Below are 19,155 nucleotides of genomic sequence, written 5' to 3' on the forward strand. Positions count from 1 at the left end.
CCTTACATTCCTGCCGTCGGTAATTTACTAATTGCCATGTGATTCAAAAATTTGATTGAGGTAGCTTGTGTCATCTCAGTAATCACTTGTGGATAAACGCCAATGCCAATTGTTAATAATGCCAAAACTGTTAATAAGGTAAATTCACGACGCGTTAGGTCTTTTAATGCAGCCACTTTAGTGTTTGCAACACTCCCGTAAAACACTCGCTTAACCATCCATAAGGTATACGAGGCACCAAAAATCAGGGTAGTCGCTGCAATAAAAGCCACCCAAAAATTATATTTAACACTGGCTAATATGACCATAAACTCACCAACAAAACCGCTTGTACCTGGCAAGCCACTATTGGCCATCGCAAATAAAACAGCAAAGGCAGCAAACATTGGCATCGTATTCGCAACGCCTCCATAATCAGCAATTTGCCTGCTATGCATGCGGTCATATAAAACACCGACACATAAAAACATCGCCGCTGAAATAAAGCCATGAGAAATCATTTGCACCATTGCGCCTTCAAGGCCTAATTGACTAAATAGGAAGAAGCCTAAGGTCACGAACCCCATATGAGAAATAGATGAATAAGCAATTAATTTCTTCATGTCTTTTTGCACTAATGCCACTAATGCAATATACAAAATCGCAACAAGCGAAAGTGCAATCATTAACTCTGATAAATAATGCGCGGCATCAGGTGCGATGGGCATCGCAAACCGTAAAAAGCTATAGCCACCTAATTTCAACATTACTGCCGCCAATACTACAGAACCTGCTGTTGGCGCTTCCACGTGCGCATCTGGCAACCACGTGTGCACTGGCCACATTGGAATTTTGACAGCAAACGCCATAAAGAACGCCATAAAAATAAGGATTTGCACATTTAATGGCAATACAACGTCGTGATATTTGGCAATATTGAAGCTACCTGTTGTATGAAATAAATAAATAAAAGCAACCAACATGAGTAACGAACCAAGCAGTGTATATAAGAAGAACTTAATCGTCGCATAAACGCGATTAGGGCCACCCCAAATACCAATCACCAGGAACATTGGTATCAGCATCGCCTCCCAAAATACATAGTACAAAATACTATCTAACGCGCTAAATACCCCTATCATTAAACCGCTCATAATTAAAAAACAAGCCATGTATTGCGCGATATTTTTGGAGATAACCTGCCATGAAGCGACGATGCAAATGACGGTAGTAAAGCTGGTCAGCAAAATCAGCGGTACAGAAATGCCATCTACACCTAAATGATAATAAATTTGAAATGCCGGTATCCAGTAACTCACTTCCTGAAACTGAAAACCACCTTCAACAAAATTGAAGTGCGTGTATAAAGGTAAAGTCACCAACAATCCTGCAACAGCACCAAACAGCGCTAACCAACGCGTCAAGACGGGGCGACTATCATTTCCCAATGCCAGCACAAGCACACCAGCAAAAATCGGCACCCAGATAGATAAACTTAAAATATGATCAATTAGCATTAAACAATCTTAGTAAAAAAAGTGAGAAGCAAAAATACACCAATAATCATGGCAAATGCGTAGTGGTAAATCATGCCAGATTGTAAATGCCGCACAATGCCAGATAATCTACCAATCCATTTAGCCGTTCCATTGACAATAGCGCCGTCAATCCATTGCATGTCAGCAATTTGCCATAATTTATTACCGATTAGTCTTGACCCACCTGCAAAAAAACGCTCGTTAAAGCTGTCAAATCCATATTTATTTTCTAAGATGCGATGAATAAAACTAAATCGTTGCTGAATAGCTGCTGGAATATCGGGGCGCTTCATATAAAAGAACCATGACAACGCCACACCGAGTGCCGCCAATGCAAAAGGTAGAGTGAAAAAACCATGCAGTGCCATTCCAGCTGGCGTATGCAATATCTCATGAAAGTGATGCGTAAGATGTGTCATCGCTGGGTGCGTTTGTGCATTGATTGTAATCACACCATTGAAGAAATCGCCAAATAGCATAGTCTCTATTGCAAGATAGCCAATGAAAATAGATGGAATTGCAAGCAAAATCAGCGGTAGCTTTATGACCCAGCCAGGCTCATGCGGATCTTGATCTGGGGTTAATCCATGATGATGATCGTGATGGGTATCTAACTTTGCTTCACGCCATTTTTCTTTACCATGAAAAACCAAGAAATACAGTCTGAATGAATAAAATGCGGTAATAAATACACCGGCCATCACCGCAAAGTAAGCAAACCCACTGCCAGCAATATCAGAGAATTTCACTGCTTCAATAATGCTATCTTTTGAGTAGAATCCCGCAAAGAAAGGTGTGCCAATTAATGCTAAAGAGCCGATTAAAGAAGTGATCCACGTGACTGGAAAATACTTCTTAAGATTGCCCATATGACGAATATCTTGATCGTGATGCATACCCATAATGACTGATCCAGCACCTAAAAAAAGCAACGCTTTAAAGAAAGCATGGGTCATAAGATGAAATATCGCTACTGAATAAGCGGATGCGCCGAGTGCAACCGTCATATAACCTAATTGCGATAGCGTTGAGTAAGCGACCACACGCTTAATATCATGTTGAATAATACCCAACAAACCCATAAACAAGGCGGTAATAGCGCCTATAGTCATCACAAATGAGAGCGCAGTAGTCGACATTTCGAATAACGGTGACATACGTGCCACCATAAAAATACCGGCTGTTACCATTGTTGCTGCATGAATGAGTGCAGAGATTGGTGTTGGACCTTCCATCGAGTCTGGCAACCAAACATGTAAAGGCACTTGTGCTGATTTACCCATTGCGCCGACAAACAATAAAATACAAGTGACGGTCATTAATGACCATGGCGTGTTACTAAACAAATTAATTTGCACATCTGCCAGCTCAGGCGCAACTTTAAATACTTGGGCATAATCTAAAGTGCCTGTGTAAGCGAGAACTAAACCAATGCCAAGTAAGAAGCCAAAATCACCCACACGGTTAACAAGAAACGCTTTTAAATTAGCATAAATCGCTGTTGGTCTGGTGTACCAAAAACCAATCAATAAATAAGACACTAAGCCAACAGCTTCCCATCCAAAAAAGAGTTGCATGAAATTATTGGACATCACCAACATTAACATTGCAAAAGTAAACAGTGAAATATAGCTAAAAAACCGGCTATAGCCTGGATCTTCGTGCATATATCCTATGGTGTAAATGTGCACCATCAGCGAAACAAAAGTCACAACAACCATCATCATCGCTGTTAAGTTGTCGATTAAGAAACCGACACTAAAATGAATATCGCCCGATACTAGCCAAGTATATAAATCTGCGTTGTGAGTAAAGCCTGCTAGTGTCGCTTTAAACACAATTGCGGATAGAATAAAAGCAACACCAACACCTAATATCGTCAACCAATGTGCTGCGCTACGCGGTAAAGCGCTACCGAACAAACCCACAATTGCGGCAGCAAACAACGGCAATAAAGGAATCCAAATGAGAAGCTGTTCTGTCATAATTATTTATTAGCCCTTAAGTGAATCCAAATCTTCAACATCAATCGTTCGTAAATTACGGAAAAGCACAACTAAAATAGCCAAACCAATCGCAGATTCAGCTGCAGCTACCGTCAAAATAAAGAACACGAATACTTGACCCGCTATGTCTTGCAGATAATGCGAGAATGCAATGAAGTTGAGGTTGACAGCAAGCAACATCAATTCAATTGCCATCAAGACAATAATGACATTTCGGCGATTCAAGAAAATACCAATCACGCTAATCGCAAATAATAATGCACCCAAAACTAAATAATGAGAAAGTCCTACGCTCATGAGGTTTCTCCCTTATCTGTATGTGCATCCGCTTTAGGCTCTGTTTCGGATTTCATTTTTATCATGCGCAAACGATCTTGTTTGCGCACCAACACTTGCTCAGATGGATTAATTGATTTACTTTCACGCTTTTCTCTAAGCGTGAGCGCAATCGCCGCCACAATGGCAACAAGCAATACAACCGATGCGAGTTCAAACGGCAACAAGTATTGGGTATACATCACTTTACCAATCGCAGCTGTGTCGCTGTAGGTGGCTGGATGACTGACACTTTCTGCTGCCATAAAATATTTATTACCTAATATCATCGCCATTTCAATTGCCATCAAAGCACCAATGGCGCCTGCTAGTGGCAGGTAACTCCAAAATCCCTCGCGTAGCTTATCAATATTTATATCAAGCATCATCACTACAAATAAGAACAGCACCATCACTGCTCCCACATAAACTAGCACCAACACAATCGCCAAAAATTCGGCTTGTAATAATAACCAAATGCCAGCCGCAGTAAAAAAGCATAACACCAGAAACAAAGCGGCTTGCACAGGGTTGCGCGCAGTAATCACACGTGATGCTGAGAAAAGCAAAATCGTGGCTAATACATAAAATATAAAGTCGGTAAATACCATATTCGTCTTAAATGTTATCTATAATTTTTGTCTTGCGCGCGATCTGCCGCAATCTGTTTTTCATGCTTATCACCTACTGCAAGCAACATATCTTTGGTGTATAACAAATCACCTCGCTGCTCCCCGTGATAATCAAATATACGGGTTTCTACAATGGAATCTACAGGACAGGATTCTTCACATAATCCACAAAAAATACATTTGGTTAAATCAATATCGTAACGCGTTGTACGTCTCGTATTGTCCTCCCGCTGTTCAGACTCGATTGTAATTGCCATAGCAGGGCAAACTGCCTCACACAATTTACAAGCAATACAGCGTTCTTCACCATTAGGATATCGGCGTAATGCATGTAAGCCACGGAATCGATTGGACTGTGGCGTACGCTCTTCTGGATATTGAATGGTGATTTTACGCGCAAAAAAGTATCGTCCAGTAACGGCCATCCCTTTTAGCAGCTCTATCAGCATTAAACTGCCGAGTGTATTTTTAATTTGTTTAAACATACGCTTTAGTTAAATATCCTTATTTAAATAACAATATACTAAAAATATCTAGTGAAATAGGTAATTGAATTTTGTTTGCATCATCGCTCCCACAAACACAATCCACACGATGGTAATTGGGATAAACACCTTCCAACCCAAGCGCATAATTTGATCATAGCGATAGCGCGGAAAGGTTGCTCTAAACCATAAGAAGAAGAAAACCAATGCTGCCATTTTGGCGAATAACCATAAAATACTATCGGGCAAGTAGGGTAACGGTGATAGCCAGCCACCCATAAACATCAATGCTGCCAAGGTGCAAACGAGCCAAATGTTGGCATATTCTGCTAAGAAAAAGATAGCGAATGCCATACCTGAATATTCAACATGGAAGCCAGCTACAATCTCAGACTCACCTTCTGCCACGTCAAACGGAGCACGATTGGTTTCGGCGACAGCACTAATAAAATATACAATAAACAAAGGGAACAACGGGATGAAATACCAATGCCAAAAACCACCCTCTTGCCCTAATACAATATTGCCTAAATTTAAGCTATTGGCACACATCAGCACGCCAACGAGTGAAAATCCCATGGCAATTTCATAAGAAACAATCTGCGCCGCTGAACGTAAACTTCCTAAAAATGCGTATTTAGAATTAGATGCCCAACCTGCAATAATGACGCCATACACTGCTATCGATGTCATTGCCAAAACATATAATAGACCCGCATCGATATTAGCAAGCACTTTGGTTCCATCAAAAGGAATGACTGCCCAAGCGGCAAAAGCCGGAGCAATCGTTAATACTGGACCTAACAGGAATAAGCCTTTGTTTGAAGCTGTTGGAAGAATAATCTCTTTAAATAATAGCTTGAGGCCATCGGCTATTGGCTGAAGCAAGCCAAATAAACCAACGCGGTTGGGGCCTATACGTACTTGCATATAACCAATCACCTTACGCTCCGCGTAAGTTAAATAAGCAACTGCAATCATAAGCGGCCCAACGATAGCGACAATTTTAATTAACGTCCAAGTGACCAACTGAACGTTGGGCCAATAGCTACCGAAAAATTGTGCGAACCATGCCATTAGCTTTGCACTTCCGTTTCTTTTTCCCTCATCGCATTTGCTTGTTCTTGAGAGATTTTTTCAATTGAAATGTCACCCATCAAATCACCAAGACCGAGGGTGTCCTCATGCGCCGCTGCCAATCGAACACAACCCATCGCAACATGACTATCACTTCTTACTGGCAATATCGCGCTACCTTTATCTTGTTTCACGAGCACTAAATCACCTTCTGATAGCTGATGCAACCGCATTTCGTCAGGATGTATCCGCACTAGTCGTTTAATGTTGTATTTCGTTTTTCTTAATGGTTCTGAGCGTCGTACGATAGGGTCTGCTTCATATTGCGGCACTTCACCTACACGTTGCAAACCTGGTGATTTGATTTTTGTCTCAATCTCTACCAGTTCTTTCATATTATTATTCAAGTGACGCCAGGCGTAATCAGAGGGTTTTTCACCATTAAATATCTTATTTTTCACTTCTTCAGTACTATCAAAGTCAAATCCTTGTAATCCAAGCGTATTAGCAAGAACGCGCAATACTTTCCAAGCTGGACGACATTCGCCTAATGGTTTAACAACGGCTTTAAAGCTTTGAATGCGACCTTCCATACTCATAAAGGTACCAGAAGTCTCAGTGAATGGCGCGATTGGTAATAACACAGTTGCATTATCTAATGCTTTAGATTTGTAAGCGGTTAATGCAACAACGCATTCCGCTTTTTCCATTGCCGCTCTCGCTAAAGCAGCATGCTGACAATCCAACTCTGGCTCAATATTCAGCAATAAATAGGCTTTTCTTGGCACTTCTAACATCGCTCTCGCATGCATACCCGTTGCAGAAGGCATCACACCTACAAGATGCATCCCCGTACTATTGGCAGCGGCTGGCAAAATGCCACCCTTGGCACCTGAAACACCGCCAATTGCCTCTGCTAAACTGTACATCTCAGTAAACCGTGGCGCACTTAAAGCCATATTGCCCAAAAAGATGCCCACTTTGGGTGCAATCAAGTTAACATTTTTACCTAAACCAGCCAAACTTTCTGCCATTGCCTCGGTATTTGGGCGAACGTGAATTTGCTCAAGCAAAGCACTTAAAGTTGGTGGCAAACATAAAGAGAGCTTTTGCAATTTAGACATGGCTTTTAGTATTTGCGCCAACACATTCACAATGTCATTTGGTGTGACAATAATCTTATGCGCAATATCCATCAATGGATTGTTATCTAATGGACTAATAATAGACAGTTCAGCACCATTATCAACAGCCTTACGGAAGCGTTGTGCTAATAAGGGATGTTCATTTCTTAAGTTTGATCCGATTAATAAAATACGATCCAAGCTTTCGATTTCATCAATATTGCAACCCATCCAAGGGGTCCCAACACGTTTGCCATCTAATCTAAAGTCTGTTTGACGTAAGCGATAATCAACATTGCCACAGCCCAAACCATGCACTAACTCTTTAATTAAATAACCTTCCTCCATCGTGCTATTTGGGGACACTAGCGCGCCTAAAGCGTCGCTACCATGTTCGTTAATAACATCCTTTAATTGCCCCGCTGCAAACTCTAAAGCTGTTTTCCAATCAGTTTCTTGCCATTCGCCATGATGTTTAATCATCGGTACTTTAAGTCGATCTGGACTATTGAGCCCTTCATATGAGAAGCGATCTCTATCAGATAACCAGCACTGATTAATACTTTCTTTTTCGCGTGGTAACACCCGCATCACTTTATTGTCTTTCACATGCACTTCTATATGTGAGCCTAAACCATCATGTGGCGCAATAGAAGGCCGACGCGTCAGCTCCCAACTTCTGGCTGAATATCGGAACGGCTTATTAGTCAATGCACCTACTGGACACAAATCAATAATATTGCCTGACAATTCGGAATTCACACTCTGATCAACATACGCAGTAATCTCAGCATGTTCTCCACGACCAACCATACCCAACTCTTGCATACCGCCAACTTCTTTTAAGAAGCGCACACAACGTGTGCATTGAATACAACGCGTCATATCGGTACTGATAAGGGGGCCAATATTCTTATTAAAAACAACACGCTTTTCTTCTGTGTAGCGAGAGCCGCTAGCGCCATAACCAACTGCAATATCTTGCAAATCACACTCACCACCTTGATCACAAATCGGGCAATCTAGCGGATGATTAATCAGCAAAAACTCCATCACACTTTTCTGCGCCTCAACAGCTGCCTTACTGCGGGTAAAGATTTTCATACCTTCAGCAACGGGCGTTGCACAGGCTGGCAGTGGCTTACCAAATTTTTCCACATCCACCAAACACATTCGACAATTTGCTGCCACAGATAGCTTTTTGTGATAACAAAAACGTGGAATCGGAATACCCAATTTATCAGCGGCATCTATGATTGTTGTACCGTGATCAACTTCTACTGGCTTACCATCAATTTCTATTTTTAACATATGCTATTGTCCATCAATCATACTTTTGCCATGCTGAATGTAATATTCAAATTCTGGGCGAAAATGCTTAATAAAACTTAACACTGGGGTTGCGGCAGCATCACCTAATGCACAAATAGTACGTCCAGAGATGTTATTGCTAATATCTGTCAGCAAATCTAAATCTTCCATTTTGCCATTACCCTCTGTGATACGCTTAATAACACGATAAACCCAACCAGTGCCTTCACGACACGGCGTGCATTGACCACAGCTTTCTTCGTAAAAGAAATAGCTTAAACGCTTTAGTGTTTTCACCATGCATGTCGTATCATCCATTACAATCATCGACCCAGCGCCTAGACTAGAACCAGCTTTACTTAAGCCATTGTAATCCATTGTTGCACTTAAAATGGCCTCGGCTGGCATCACTGCTGTCGACGGGCCTCCTGGAATAACAGCTTTCAGCTTACGCCCTCTCCAGATACCGCCAGCCATTTGGAGCAACTCGGTAAAAGGCATGCCCATATTGACCTCATAATTACCAGGCTTCTCAACATGTCCAGAAACGGAGAACAACTTACTTCCACCTGAGCCGGCAACACCTAAATCAGCAAATGCTTGACCGCCATGTTGTAGTATCCAAGGAATGCTGGCATAGCTCTCCGTATTGTTAACATTGGTTGGTTTACCAAAGACGCCGTAACTTGCAGGAAAAGGAGGCTTGAATCTCGGCTGGCCTTTTTTACCTTCGATTGACTCAATTAGCGCCGTCTCTTCACCACAAATATAAGCACCATAGCCGTGCACTGCATACAGTTCAAAACTAAAGTTAGTACCAAATAAATGTTGTCCTATATAGCCAGCTGCCCTAGCTTCGGCTAATGCGGCTTCAAATATTTCGTACTCACGCCAAATCTCACCATGAATATAGTTGTATCCAACACCAGCGCCCAGTGTATACGCTGCAATCGCCATACCTTCAATTAATTGGTGCGGATTATAGCGAATAATGTCTCTATCTTTAAATGTGCCTGGCTCGCCCTCATCCGTATTGCACACCAAATATTTAGTGCCATCAAAATAGCGCGGCATAAAACTCCATTTGAGCCCAGTAGGAAAACCAGCGCCACCACGTCCACGTAATCCAGACACTTTTACTTCATTAATAATCTCAACCGCTTTGACTTTGTCGGTGACCAAACGCCTCAATTGCTGATAACCGCCTAGCTTTTCATAAGTAGCCAATGAGGCGGGATTTTTTTCCTTCAAGGTTTGCAAGGTAACTAGCGTTTGTCCTGTTAAATCAGTCATGACGGGCTTTGCTACTGTTGATGTCGCCATTATTTCAGCCCCTTCAAAATCTCATCGACTTTTGCAGTTGTCAGGTTTTCATGCATCGTTGCATTATTGATACTGATTAACGGCGCGCCGCCACAAGCACCCATACATTCGCCTTCTTTGAGACAGAATCGGCCATCTTCGCTTACTTCATTAAATCCAATGCCTAGCTTTTCTTGCAAATGCTCCACAATAGTATCGCTATCGCGCAACATGCAAGAAATATTAGTGCACACAGTAATTTTGTATTTACCGACGGGCTCGGTATCGTACATATTGTAGAAAGTTGCTACTTCAAGTGCTGCAATTTCTGGCATCCCTAAATATGCTGCCACTTCACTGATGCTTTCTTGCGACAACCAGCCTCGTTCCATTTGCACAATACGTAAAGCAGACATGACGGCAGCTTGACGTTGATCTTTTGGATACTTCGTCAGCTCATACTCAATTTTTTCAATAGCTTCAACTGATAACATTAAACAACCTTCTCAAAATCGATTGAAAATGTGACATTCATCACGCACATTTGCATCTTCAACGATCAATTTCTCCAAATACAATATCTTGTGTGCCGATAATCGCCACCAAGTCTGCCAACATATGTCCACGGCACATTTCATCCATGGATGAAATGTGAGCAAAGCCTGGCGCTCTTATTTTTAAACGATAGGGTTTGTTGGCGCCGTCAGAAATCATATAAATACCAAACTCACCTTTTGGATGCTCAACAGCAGCATAGGCTTCACTCTTAGGCACATGGAATCCTTCGGTGAATAACTTAAAGTGATGAATCATGTCTTCCATATTGGTTTTCATGTTTTCACGATTAGGCGGCGCGATTTTATTGTCGCTGGTAATGACTGGGCCAGGATTTTTGCGCAACCAGTCCACACATTGTTTAATAATATGATTCGATTGGCGAAACTCTTCCATCCGCACCAAGTAGCGATCGTAACTATCACCATTCACGCCAACAGGAATATCAAAATCCAATTTGTCATACACTTCATATGGCTGTTTACGGCGCAGATCCCATTCAATACCTGAACCACGCAACATCGGACCAGTAAAGCCCAACGCCAAAGCGCGCTCTGGCGAAACAACGCCAATACCAACAGTACGTTGCTTCCAAATACGGTTATCTGTTAGCAACGTTTCATACTCATCAACATGTTTAGGAAAGCGATTGGTAAAGTCTTCGATAAAATCAAGCAAAGAACCTTGACGATTTTCATTTAACTGATTAATTTGCGCTTTACTGCGAAACTTGGTCGTTTCGTGTTGTGGCATACGATTTGGCAAATCACGATAAACACCACCTGGGCGATAATAAGCGGCATGCATACGTGCCCCAGATACCGCTTCATACATATCAAACAAATCTTCACGCTCGCGGAAAGCGTAAATAAACATTGTCATCGCACCTAAATCAATACCGTGCGCACCGATCCATAATAAATGATTCAAAATACGTGTAATTTCATCAAACATAACACGGATATATTGCGCACGAATCGGCACCTCTAATCCAAGCATTTTTTCAATCGCCATGACATAAGCATGCTCGTTTGACATCATCGACACATAATCAAGTCTGTCCATATACGGAACAGATTGTAGATAGGTACGATTTTCAGCTAGTTTTTCTGTCGCGCGATGCAATAAACCGATATGTGGATCAGCGCGCTGAATCACTTCACCATCTAACTCCAATACCAAACGCAAAACGCCATGCGCAGCTGGATGCTGCGGCCCAAAATTCATTGTGTAATTATGTATCTCGGCCATTACACCTTCTCGCTTACAGATTGCATACAAACATCAAAAAAATCAGGATGAATTTCAGTGTAGCCTAACTCGCGTAGCGAAGTTAAGTCCAATGTAATTGCACGGCATAAGTTAAAACTTATTGTTTTAATGTGTATCTCAGCCATTATGTACTCCTTCATCACGAATCACACGAGGTACATTGTTGCGTAATTCAATAGAAACCGGCTGATACACAACGCGTTGTTGCTCGGGATCGTAGCGCATTTCTACATGACCAATCATTGGAAAGTCTTTACGGAATGGATGCCCAACAAAGCCATAGTCAGTCAGTATGCGACGCAAATCAGGATGATTTTCAAACATAATACCAAACAGATCAAAGGCTTCACGTTCAAACCAATTTGCCACTGGCCATACATCCACGAGCGTTGGTAACACAGGAAAGTCATCATCTACCGCAAACACGCGCAAACGCACACGCTGATTAAGCGAAACAGAAAGCAAGTGAAGCACTACTGCATAGCGCTGCCCATCCCACAATCCATCTTGAAATTCACTATAATCTACGCCACATAAGTCGATTAACTGCTCAAACTTTAGCTCACCATGATCACGCAAACGAATGCAGACGTCGAGTAGGTTCTTGGCTTTACATTCTATGGTAATTTCGTTCAAATCTTCAGTTAACTTAACCAAGCCTGCATTAAGGGCTAATTTAAGTTGCGCTGATAATTCATTTAACTTTGTTGACATATTTTTAACTGGTTAGTTTTCTGTATATTTAGCGTGCAATTGTGTTCGTTCGTTTAATTTTTTTCTGCAATTGGATAATACCAAACAGCAATGCCTCTGCTGTTGGCGGACAGCCAGGCACATAAACATCAACGGGGACAATGCGGTCACAACCGCGCACCACGGCATAAGAGTAATGATAGTAACCACCGCCATTAGCACAACTACCCATAGAAATTACCCAACGCGGCTCAGCCATTTGGTCATACACTTTTCGCAAAGCAGGTGCCATTTTATTCACTAGCGTACCTGCTACAATCATCACATCAGACTGGCGCGGACTTGGGCGAAACACAATGCCAAAACGGTCAAGATCATAGCGTGCCGCACCTGCGTGCATCATCTCAACTGCGCAGCAAGCTAAGCCAAACGTCATTGGCCACATCGAACCTGTACGTGTGTAATTAATCACTGTATCCAGCGATGTAGTCACAAATCCTTTTTCTAATACACCTTCGATACCCACTTAGATCAATCCCAATACAAAATGAACATTTAAATGAATCTCTATGATTAATCCCATTCTAGTGCACCTTTTTTCCACTCATAGATAAAGCCGATCACCAATACGAACAAAAATACCATCATAGCCAGAAAGCCGAAAAGTCCGATATCTTGTAAAACTACAGCCCATGGGAATAAGAATGCGATTTCTAAATCAAATAAAATAAACAGAATAGCAACCAAATAATAACGAACATCGAACTTCATGCGCGCATCTTCGAAGGCTTCAAAGCCACATTCATATGGTGAATTTTTTTCGGCATCTGGTTTATGCGGTGAAACCAGTTTACCAAGGATAAGCGGACCTAGACCTACGCCTAACCCGACAAGTATGAACATTAAAATTGGAAAGTAGTTTTCTAGCAAAAGTGCGTCCTGAGCTTTATTACATCAATCAACAACTAAGCACATATGCGCTTAGCACAACAACTTTATTCTACCTTAAAACAGCTCACTCCCCAGAAAACTGCTATGGATCTACGTCCATTTTTTACTAACGATATAGTAACGTTAAATTATGACAATTTAATGCCATCTTTACTCAAATAACGTTAATTATCTCAAACATAAAAATTATACTGCAAACAACTAACTTTGGTGCCGACGGAGAGACTCGAACTCTCACGACTTTCGTCACTACCCCCTCAAGATAGCGTGTCTACCAATTCCACCACGACGGCATGTTAAGTTTACGACACCACCGTCCAAGATTAGTTTGGCACGTCCTCAGCAGAACCAGCCGCTGGCAATGTTTCATTTGGCACCGCTTCGGCACCAGCAGATTCGGTGGGTATTGTTTGCACGACAGCCGGTACCGCCTTAATCACACTACCTGCATTTGATTTATGACTGGCTATATAAGCCAACGCCAAACTAGTCGCAAAAAAAACAATCACACTTAATGATGTTGCGCGACTTAAAAAATTTGATGAGCCACTGACCCCAAATAAACTACCAGATGCACCGCTACCAAAAGCGGCTCCCATATCAGCACCTTTGCCGTGCTGTAATAAAATTAAACCAATTAAACTTGCCGCCGCCAGCACATGGACGACTGTGATCATGTTTTCCATTTTCTACCTATAAAATTCTCTACCAAACATCCATCTATCCATTGATAGACATTTCTGCTGCTTGACAAATACCTTGAAATTCTTGTGCACTAAGCGAACACTTGCCGATTAGCCCACCATCTATATTTTCAACTCTAAATAATTGTAACGCATTTTGCGGATTTACGCTTCCTCCGTACAGAATTTTTACACTATTTTTTTCAAGCGCATTCATCTTTGTTAACTTATCTGAGATGAATTGATGCATTGCTTTTGCTTGTTCTGGCAAAGCTGCCAAGCCTGTACCAATAGCCCAAATAGGCTCATAAGAAATAATTGCTCCAGTGAAGGCATTCGCGCCGTATAAATCAATAATTGCATCTAGTTGCTTACCGACTTTCAATTCCATAACGCCAGCTTCACGCTCAATAAGCGTTTCACCTACACACAATACAGGCGTAATGCCATGCTGTTTAGCAATCATAAATTTTTGTGCAATATTTTCATCAGACTCGCAATAAGCTGTCGCACGCTCTGAATGGCCTAATATGACATAGTCACATCCAAAATCTCGCAACATTTTGGCACTGACCTCTCCTGTAAAAGGTCCATTTTCATTTTTGGCTAAGTTTTGTGCTCCCCAAGCAATATCGGTATTTTGCAAAAGACTTTGAGCCTGGGCTAAATAAGGGTAAGGCACGCACACCACTACTTGAGTCTCTTTTAAACCATTAAGCAAATGAACATAACTGCTTAATAACGCTGCATTTTGTTGAAGATTACCATGCATCTTCCAGTTGGCAATGACAAATTTTTTAGCATTTTTTTTGATGGCTGTTTTCATACAAGCGTCATTATATAGCAGGCAAGCGCTATTTTGGCGCTAAGATTTTAAGGTTCAACAACCTATCAAACTATATGCAATAACTGTAACTGTACTGATTGAACACCGTTATAAGTGTTCACCTGCAACTGATAAACGACTTCTAGTTGTGCGGGCAATAGTTCTGTTTGTCCAAAAAAAATTGCGTCAAAGCGCTTACCTTGCTTTTCCAACAAGACTTTTAAGTGTTTACCGCCAACGATGCGCTGGTTAATCAATGAAAACACATCACTAAATAGCGGAGGGGCAAAACCTTGCCCCCATACTTGATTAGCTAATAATTGTGCGTTTTCTAGCGTTATTTCTGACGTGTCAAAACCACCATCAGTTTCAATCAACGCTTGCAAATCAGCCGGCATCAGCAATTCACGTACTACAGCTTCAAAAGCATGCTGAAAATTAAATAACTGATCTTGGTAAATACTCAACCCTGCAGCCATGGCATGTCCACCAAAAGTCACAACAAGGCCAGGATGACGTTTAGTGACCATATCTAAAGCATCACGTAAATGCAAACCTGGAATTGAGCGACCCGAACCTTTTAGCAAACCATCGTCGATTGCTGCAAAAGCAATCACGGGGCGATGGTATTGCTCTTTAATCCGCGACGCTAAAATACCGACCACGCCCTGATGCCAACTTGGCTCATACAGACTAATGGTATATTGATCGCCAACGCTAATCGCATCCAAACTTGCTAGCGCGTCATCTTGCATACTAGATTCAATACTACGTCGCTCTGCATTTAAATCGTGTAACGACTGCGCAAGCACTAACGCCTCATCCTCACCCGCCAATAAACATTGAATACCCAAACGCATATCGTCCAAGCGGCCTGCCGCATTTAAGCGCGGTCCTACATAAAAACCCAAATCCTGCGCAGTCACTTGCGCCTGCTGACGCCCTGCTACTTTTAACAAAGCACTAATACCTGGACAACAAGCACCTGCACGAATGCGGCGTAAACCTTGCTCCACCAAAATACGATTATTCGCATCTAATTTCACCAAATCTGCTACTGTGCCTAACGCCACTAAATCTAATAACTCTGTTAAATTTGGCGCTGGCGTGCTCATAAACATACCGCGCTCGCGCAATTCAGCTCTTAAAGCAAGTAATACATAAAACATTACCCCAACGCCAGCCAGATGTTTACTGGGAAAATCACAACCTTGTTGGTTGGGGTTTACAATACAGGCAGCTTGTGGCGTTTCATCGCCCGGCAAGTGGTGATCCGTAATCAAGACTTGAATACCCAATTCATTTGCTGCTAACACGCCATCAACACTGGCAATCCCATTGTCCACTGTCACAATGACGTCGGGCTGCATTGTGGCGGCAAGCTGCACAATTTTTGGCGTTAAGCCATAGCCATATTCAAACCGATTAGGCACTAAAAAATCAACTTGCGCACCCATGCTGAGCAAGCCTTTTACAGCAACGGCCGTCGCAGTTGCCCCATCAGCATCATAGTCGCCAATAATTAAGATTTTTTTCTTATCGGCAATGGCAGCGGCCAATAGTTTTGCCATCACGACACTATTGGTTAATTGATTCGGTGGGATAATATGATTGAGCGACGCACTTAATGTGTCATCTTCTTTAACACCACGCGCCGCATAAAGGCGGGCCAACAAAGGCGAAATGCCTGACTCAACCAACCTAGCGAACGCCACATCATTAATTTGTCTTTTTATAATTGTTTTGCGCACGTGATTAATCAACCTCGCCCAAGCCATAACACCACAAGCTATTGATAACAGGCGAACCTTGTGCTTCACGCACTTGATTCACAGGATGACTAAATAACAACATTTGAATCTCATTTTGTAATTGATGCCAAGCCAACGCACCCTTCCCCTGCGCAAAGTGGTGTGCAATATCTTGATTGCTGACTATATTAATATTTGTTGTGGTGATTTCAGGATTTTTATCCAAACCTAAAAACCAAATGTTATTAACTAAATAAAAACAAACACCTAAACAATCAAAATGTGTATTTAAACTTTCAATCAATGCCATACTTTCCTCATGGCTGACTGGGGTGGTGGCAGGGTCAGTTAGAAAATAGCTATCGCGTCCTAACACCATATTCACTGGTGTGGCAAATAGCCAAAATCGATGTTCCGCTTCTCCACCATATAATCGCCAAGCCTGTGCGGCATTCATTTCGGGCTTTTTAAAACGTGCTCGGAGTTGTTGATAAATAGTGCTTAGCAATTTTTTCGCCTAATTAAATGTGATTGGATTATAAAGCAGCCGAATGCCATCTGACGGATAATAAAAAACCTATTGCAGCATCAGGATACTTTAAATTTTATTCTAAACATTGATAGATACGCCATCGATGCACGCCCTCATCCTCAAGTTAGCTTGGCTTGACAAGTACCTAATCTGCTTTTTGAGAAACATAACAGCATTGCATGCCGTTAAGCCTATACTGACGCTTAAAGCTAGTTCTAATCAGCGTTAATCAATTTATCAATATCTATATGTCAGCTCTGAAACACAGCCGCATGCATGAATCGGGATGATTAACTTTGCGCCAATTTAGTCAAGGCAGTACGGTCGAGGATTTCTACTTGACCGCGGCCAAGCGCCACCCATTGTTTTTGTTCAAACCGCTTAACCTGTCGACTAATGACTTCACGTGCAGTGCCTAACTCATCTGCAATTTGTTGATGCGTTCTTTTCACATGATCCGTGCCCGCTTCTAGTAATAGCTTTGCTAAACGTGTATCTAAATGATGAAATGCCACCTCATCCAACAACACAATTAAATCAATAATTAAAGCGCCATAATTCGTCATGACAAATGTACGAAATACTTTTGAATCAATCATCAGCTGATTAAAGGCTGCAGATGGCACAATCACATCTTTAATGGCCTCTTCCACGATCGTTGAAGCCGGATAATCACTATTTCCCAATAGGCAAGTAGTTGTAATCACACATGTCTCGCCAGCTTGCACACGATAAAGTAATATTTCGCGACCACTTGATGACACTTTAAATACACGTGAGCGCCCTGCAAGACGCATCACATAGGCGCCACAAGGGCCTCCCTCGCGATAACCAATCGTGCCAACTGGCGCTTCTACAATGCGTGCGTATCTTAGAAGAATATCTTTAGCGGGTTGTTCTAGCTGTGCCAAGTCGGGAAAAGCGGCCAGCCAGTCCAAGTTCTGTATTGCAGTTTGCATGTAGTACTCCAATTGATATTGCTATGATTGTAGCCCTAAATGTAAAAAGATAACATTACCCTTGCAAAGTGCAGCTTTCGGGCAGACCGCAATATTGGTTTGCAGGCACTGCGATATCAATTAATCGAGGTTTTGGTAAGTTTAACTTGGTCATAATTGCAATAAACTCAGCTTTAGTTTTGTTTGCAAGGCGCGGATTGATTAACTTCTCTTGTGCAATATTACTGACGCGATGGCCTTGATAATCGTGTGCTGGATAAACCAAAGTTTCATTTGGCAAAACAAACAACTCATTGACTATGCTATCAAACAGCATGCCGGCATCGCCGTTCTGGAAATCAGTACGGCCACAGCCATTGATTAATAAAGCATCACCCGTAAATAATTGATTTCTCCATAAAAAAGAAACGCTTCCGGCAGTGTGTCCTGGCGTAGCAATAACAGTTATCTGCTCTTCCCCAAAAGACAACACATCCCCATCGTTTAATTGAATATCAGCGCAGACTGCGCCACATTGCTCACCAACACCTACTTGTGCGCCTAACCGACGTCTAAGCTCGCCACCCGCCGTAATGTGGTCGGCGTGTACATGCGTTTCTAACGCATATTGAAGCTTGAGTCCATGTTGCTCAATTAACAATAAATAGTCATCAATATGCTCACTCACTGCGTCGATAATCACCGCCTTTTTTGTTACGTCATCCGCAATTAAATACGTTAATGTAGAAGTCGCCTCATCAAATAGTTGTTTAAACATTACTTTCTCCATTTCAAAATTATATTGAATAATAATATATTTATATATATAATGTAAATAAGTAAATTGAATGGCAACGACGATGACACAAAAAATGACAGCTGATTATTTAGCGGTATTGCGAGAATCGGCGGATATCGCAACTAGCTTAATGAAGGTATTAGCGAACCCAGATAGGCTAATGTTGTTATGTCAGCTTTCACAAGGCGAAAAGTCAGTAGGTGAGCTGGAAACATTAACTGGGATACAACAACCAACGCTTTCACAACAATTGACAGTACTACGTGAGAATCAAGTGGTGCAAACACGCCGAGAAGGAAAAAATATTTTTTACACCGTTGCTAGCAAGCCAGCACTCGCGATTATTGATGTGCTAGCCGAGCAAATTTGTAAACTACATCAATAAT

21 protein-coding genes and 1 tRNA gene are annotated in these 19,155 nt (G+C 41.8%); 1 reads left to right on the forward strand and 21 read right to left on the reverse strand.

Going from position 1 to position 19,155, the window contains the following annotated elements; all coding sequences use genetic code 11:
• Window positions 1-2: 2 nt before the first annotated feature.
• From KFB94_01485 to KFB94_01585, 21 genes are all read right to left on the reverse strand, one after another.
• Window positions 3-1,496 carry an NADH-quinone oxidoreductase subunit M gene (locus KFB94_01485; GenBank protein ID QVL45824.1) on the reverse strand — a complete coding sequence of 498 codons (1,494 nt, stop codon included), beginning with the start codon at window positions 1,494-1,496 and terminating at the stop codon, window positions 3-5.
• Entirely contained in the window at window positions 1,496-3,505 is a 2,010-nt protein-coding gene (gene nuoL / locus KFB94_01490) for an NADH-quinone oxidoreductase subunit L (GenBank protein ID QVL46519.1), read from the reverse strand. The genes KFB94_01485 and nuoL overlap by 1 nt, the downstream gene beginning before the upstream one ends.
• A gap of 6 nt (window positions 3,506-3,511) precedes the next feature.
• On the reverse strand, window positions 3,512-3,820 hold the full coding sequence (gene nuoK, locus KFB94_01495) for an NADH-quinone oxidoreductase subunit NuoK (GenBank protein ID QVL45825.1): 309 nt from the start codon (window positions 3,818-3,820) through the stop codon (window positions 3,512-3,514).
• A complete protein-coding gene (locus KFB94_01500) occupies window positions 3,817-4,449 on the reverse strand; it encodes an NADH-quinone oxidoreductase subunit J (protein QVL45826.1) in 633 nt (210 codons plus the stop codon). The genes nuoK and KFB94_01500 overlap by 4 nt, the downstream gene beginning before the upstream one ends.
• Window positions 4,450-4,463: 14 nt before the next feature.
• The gene (gene nuoI / locus KFB94_01505) at window positions 4,464-4,955 is read right to left on the reverse strand and encodes an NADH-quinone oxidoreductase subunit NuoI (GenBank protein QVL45827.1); all 492 of its coding nucleotides are present in this window, start codon (window positions 4,953-4,955) and stop codon (window positions 4,464-4,466) included.
• Between the two features lie 48 nt (window positions 4,956-5,003).
• Window positions 5,004-6,032 (reverse strand): NADH-quinone oxidoreductase subunit NuoH, encoded by a 1,029-nt coding sequence (nuoH, locus tag KFB94_01510; protein QVL45828.1) that lies wholly within the window; start codon window positions 6,030-6,032, stop codon window positions 5,004-5,006.
• Window positions 6,032-8,467, reverse strand: coding sequence for an NADH-quinone oxidoreductase subunit G (locus KFB94_01515; GenBank protein QVL45829.1), 2,436 nt, complete (start codon window positions 8,465-8,467; stop codon window positions 6,032-6,034). Before KFB94_01515 ends, nuoH begins: the two co-directional genes overlap by 1 nt.
• 3 nt (window positions 8,468-8,470) lie before the next feature.
• Window positions 8,471-9,790, reverse strand: a complete 1,320-nt coding sequence (gene nuoF, locus KFB94_01520) for an NADH-quinone oxidoreductase subunit NuoF (GenBank protein QVL45830.1) — start codon at window positions 9,788-9,790, stop codon at window positions 8,471-8,473.
• Complete coding sequence (gene nuoE, locus KFB94_01525) at window positions 9,790-10,263, reverse strand: NADH-quinone oxidoreductase subunit NuoE (GenBank protein ID QVL45831.1); 474 nt, start codon at window positions 10,261-10,263, stop codon at window positions 9,790-9,792. The genes nuoF and nuoE overlap by 1 nt, the downstream gene beginning before the upstream one ends.
• Before the next feature lie 58 nt (window positions 10,264-10,321).
• On the reverse strand, window positions 10,322-11,575 hold the full coding sequence (locus KFB94_01530) for an NADH-quinone oxidoreductase subunit D (GenBank protein QVL45832.1): 1,254 nt from the start codon (window positions 11,573-11,575) through the stop codon (window positions 10,322-10,324).
• Window positions 11,575-11,721, reverse strand: a complete 147-nt coding sequence (locus tag KFB94_01535; protein QVL45833.1) for a hypothetical protein — start codon at window positions 11,719-11,721, stop codon at window positions 11,575-11,577. The genes KFB94_01530 and KFB94_01535 overlap by 1 nt, the downstream gene beginning before the upstream one ends.
• The gene (locus KFB94_01540) at window positions 11,714-12,310 is read right to left on the reverse strand and encodes an NADH-quinone oxidoreductase subunit C (protein ID QVL45834.1); all 597 of its coding nucleotides are present in this window, start codon (window positions 12,308-12,310) and stop codon (window positions 11,714-11,716) included. Before KFB94_01540 ends, KFB94_01535 begins: the two co-directional genes overlap by 8 nt.
• 28 nt (window positions 12,311-12,338) lie before the next feature.
• A complete protein-coding gene (locus KFB94_01545) occupies window positions 12,339-12,815 on the reverse strand; it encodes an NADH-quinone oxidoreductase subunit B (GenBank protein ID QVL45835.1) in 477 nt (158 codons plus the stop codon).
• A gap of 47 nt (window positions 12,816-12,862) precedes the next feature.
• A complete protein-coding gene (locus KFB94_01550; protein QVL45836.1) occupies window positions 12,863-13,192 on the reverse strand; it encodes an NADH-quinone oxidoreductase subunit A in 330 nt (109 codons plus the stop codon).
• A gap of 256 nt (window positions 13,193-13,448) precedes the next feature.
• Window positions 13,449-13,533: transfer RNA gene (locus tag KFB94_01555), tRNA-Leu, on the reverse strand.
• Window positions 13,534-13,563: 30 nt separating this feature from the next.
• On the reverse strand, window positions 13,564-13,926 hold the full coding sequence (secG, locus tag KFB94_01560; protein QVL45837.1) for a preprotein translocase subunit SecG: 363 nt from the start codon (window positions 13,924-13,926) through the stop codon (window positions 13,564-13,566).
• A gap of 34 nt (window positions 13,927-13,960) precedes the next feature.
• Complete coding sequence (gene tpiA / locus KFB94_01565) at window positions 13,961-14,749, reverse strand: triose-phosphate isomerase (GenBank protein ID QVL45838.1); 789 nt, start codon at window positions 14,747-14,749, stop codon at window positions 13,961-13,963.
• 65 nt (window positions 14,750-14,814) lie between these two features.
• A complete protein-coding gene (recJ, locus tag KFB94_01570) occupies window positions 14,815-16,527 on the reverse strand; it encodes a single-stranded-DNA-specific exonuclease RecJ (protein ID QVL45839.1) in 1,713 nt (570 codons plus the stop codon).
• The gene (locus KFB94_01575) at window positions 16,505-16,957 is read right to left on the reverse strand and encodes a hypothetical protein (protein QVL45840.1); all 453 of its coding nucleotides are present in this window, start codon (window positions 16,955-16,957) and stop codon (window positions 16,505-16,507) included. The genes recJ and KFB94_01575 overlap by 23 nt, the downstream gene beginning before the upstream one ends.
• A gap of 365 nt (window positions 16,958-17,322) precedes the next feature.
• Complete coding sequence (locus tag KFB94_01580) at window positions 17,323-17,991, reverse strand: Crp/Fnr family transcriptional regulator (protein QVL45841.1); 669 nt, start codon at window positions 17,989-17,991, stop codon at window positions 17,323-17,325.
• A 55-nt stretch (window positions 17,992-18,046) separates the two neighbouring features.
• Window positions 18,047-18,748 (reverse strand): MBL fold metallo-hydrolase, encoded by a 702-nt coding sequence (locus KFB94_01585; GenBank protein QVL45842.1) that lies wholly within the window; start codon window positions 18,746-18,748, stop codon window positions 18,047-18,049.
• Window positions 18,749-18,842: 94 nt separating this feature from the next.
• On the opposite strand from KFB94_01585, the gene KFB94_01590 reads away from it, so the two are divergent.
• Window positions 18,843-19,154 (forward strand): winged helix-turn-helix transcriptional regulator, encoded by a 312-nt coding sequence (locus KFB94_01590; protein ID QVL46520.1) that lies wholly within the window; start codon window positions 18,843-18,845, stop codon window positions 19,152-19,154.
• The last annotated feature ends 1 nt before the right edge of the window (window position 19,155 follow it).

Source organism: Methylophilaceae bacterium (assembly GCA_018398995.1).
GTDB lineage: Bacteria > Pseudomonadota > Gammaproteobacteria > Burkholderiales > Methylophilaceae.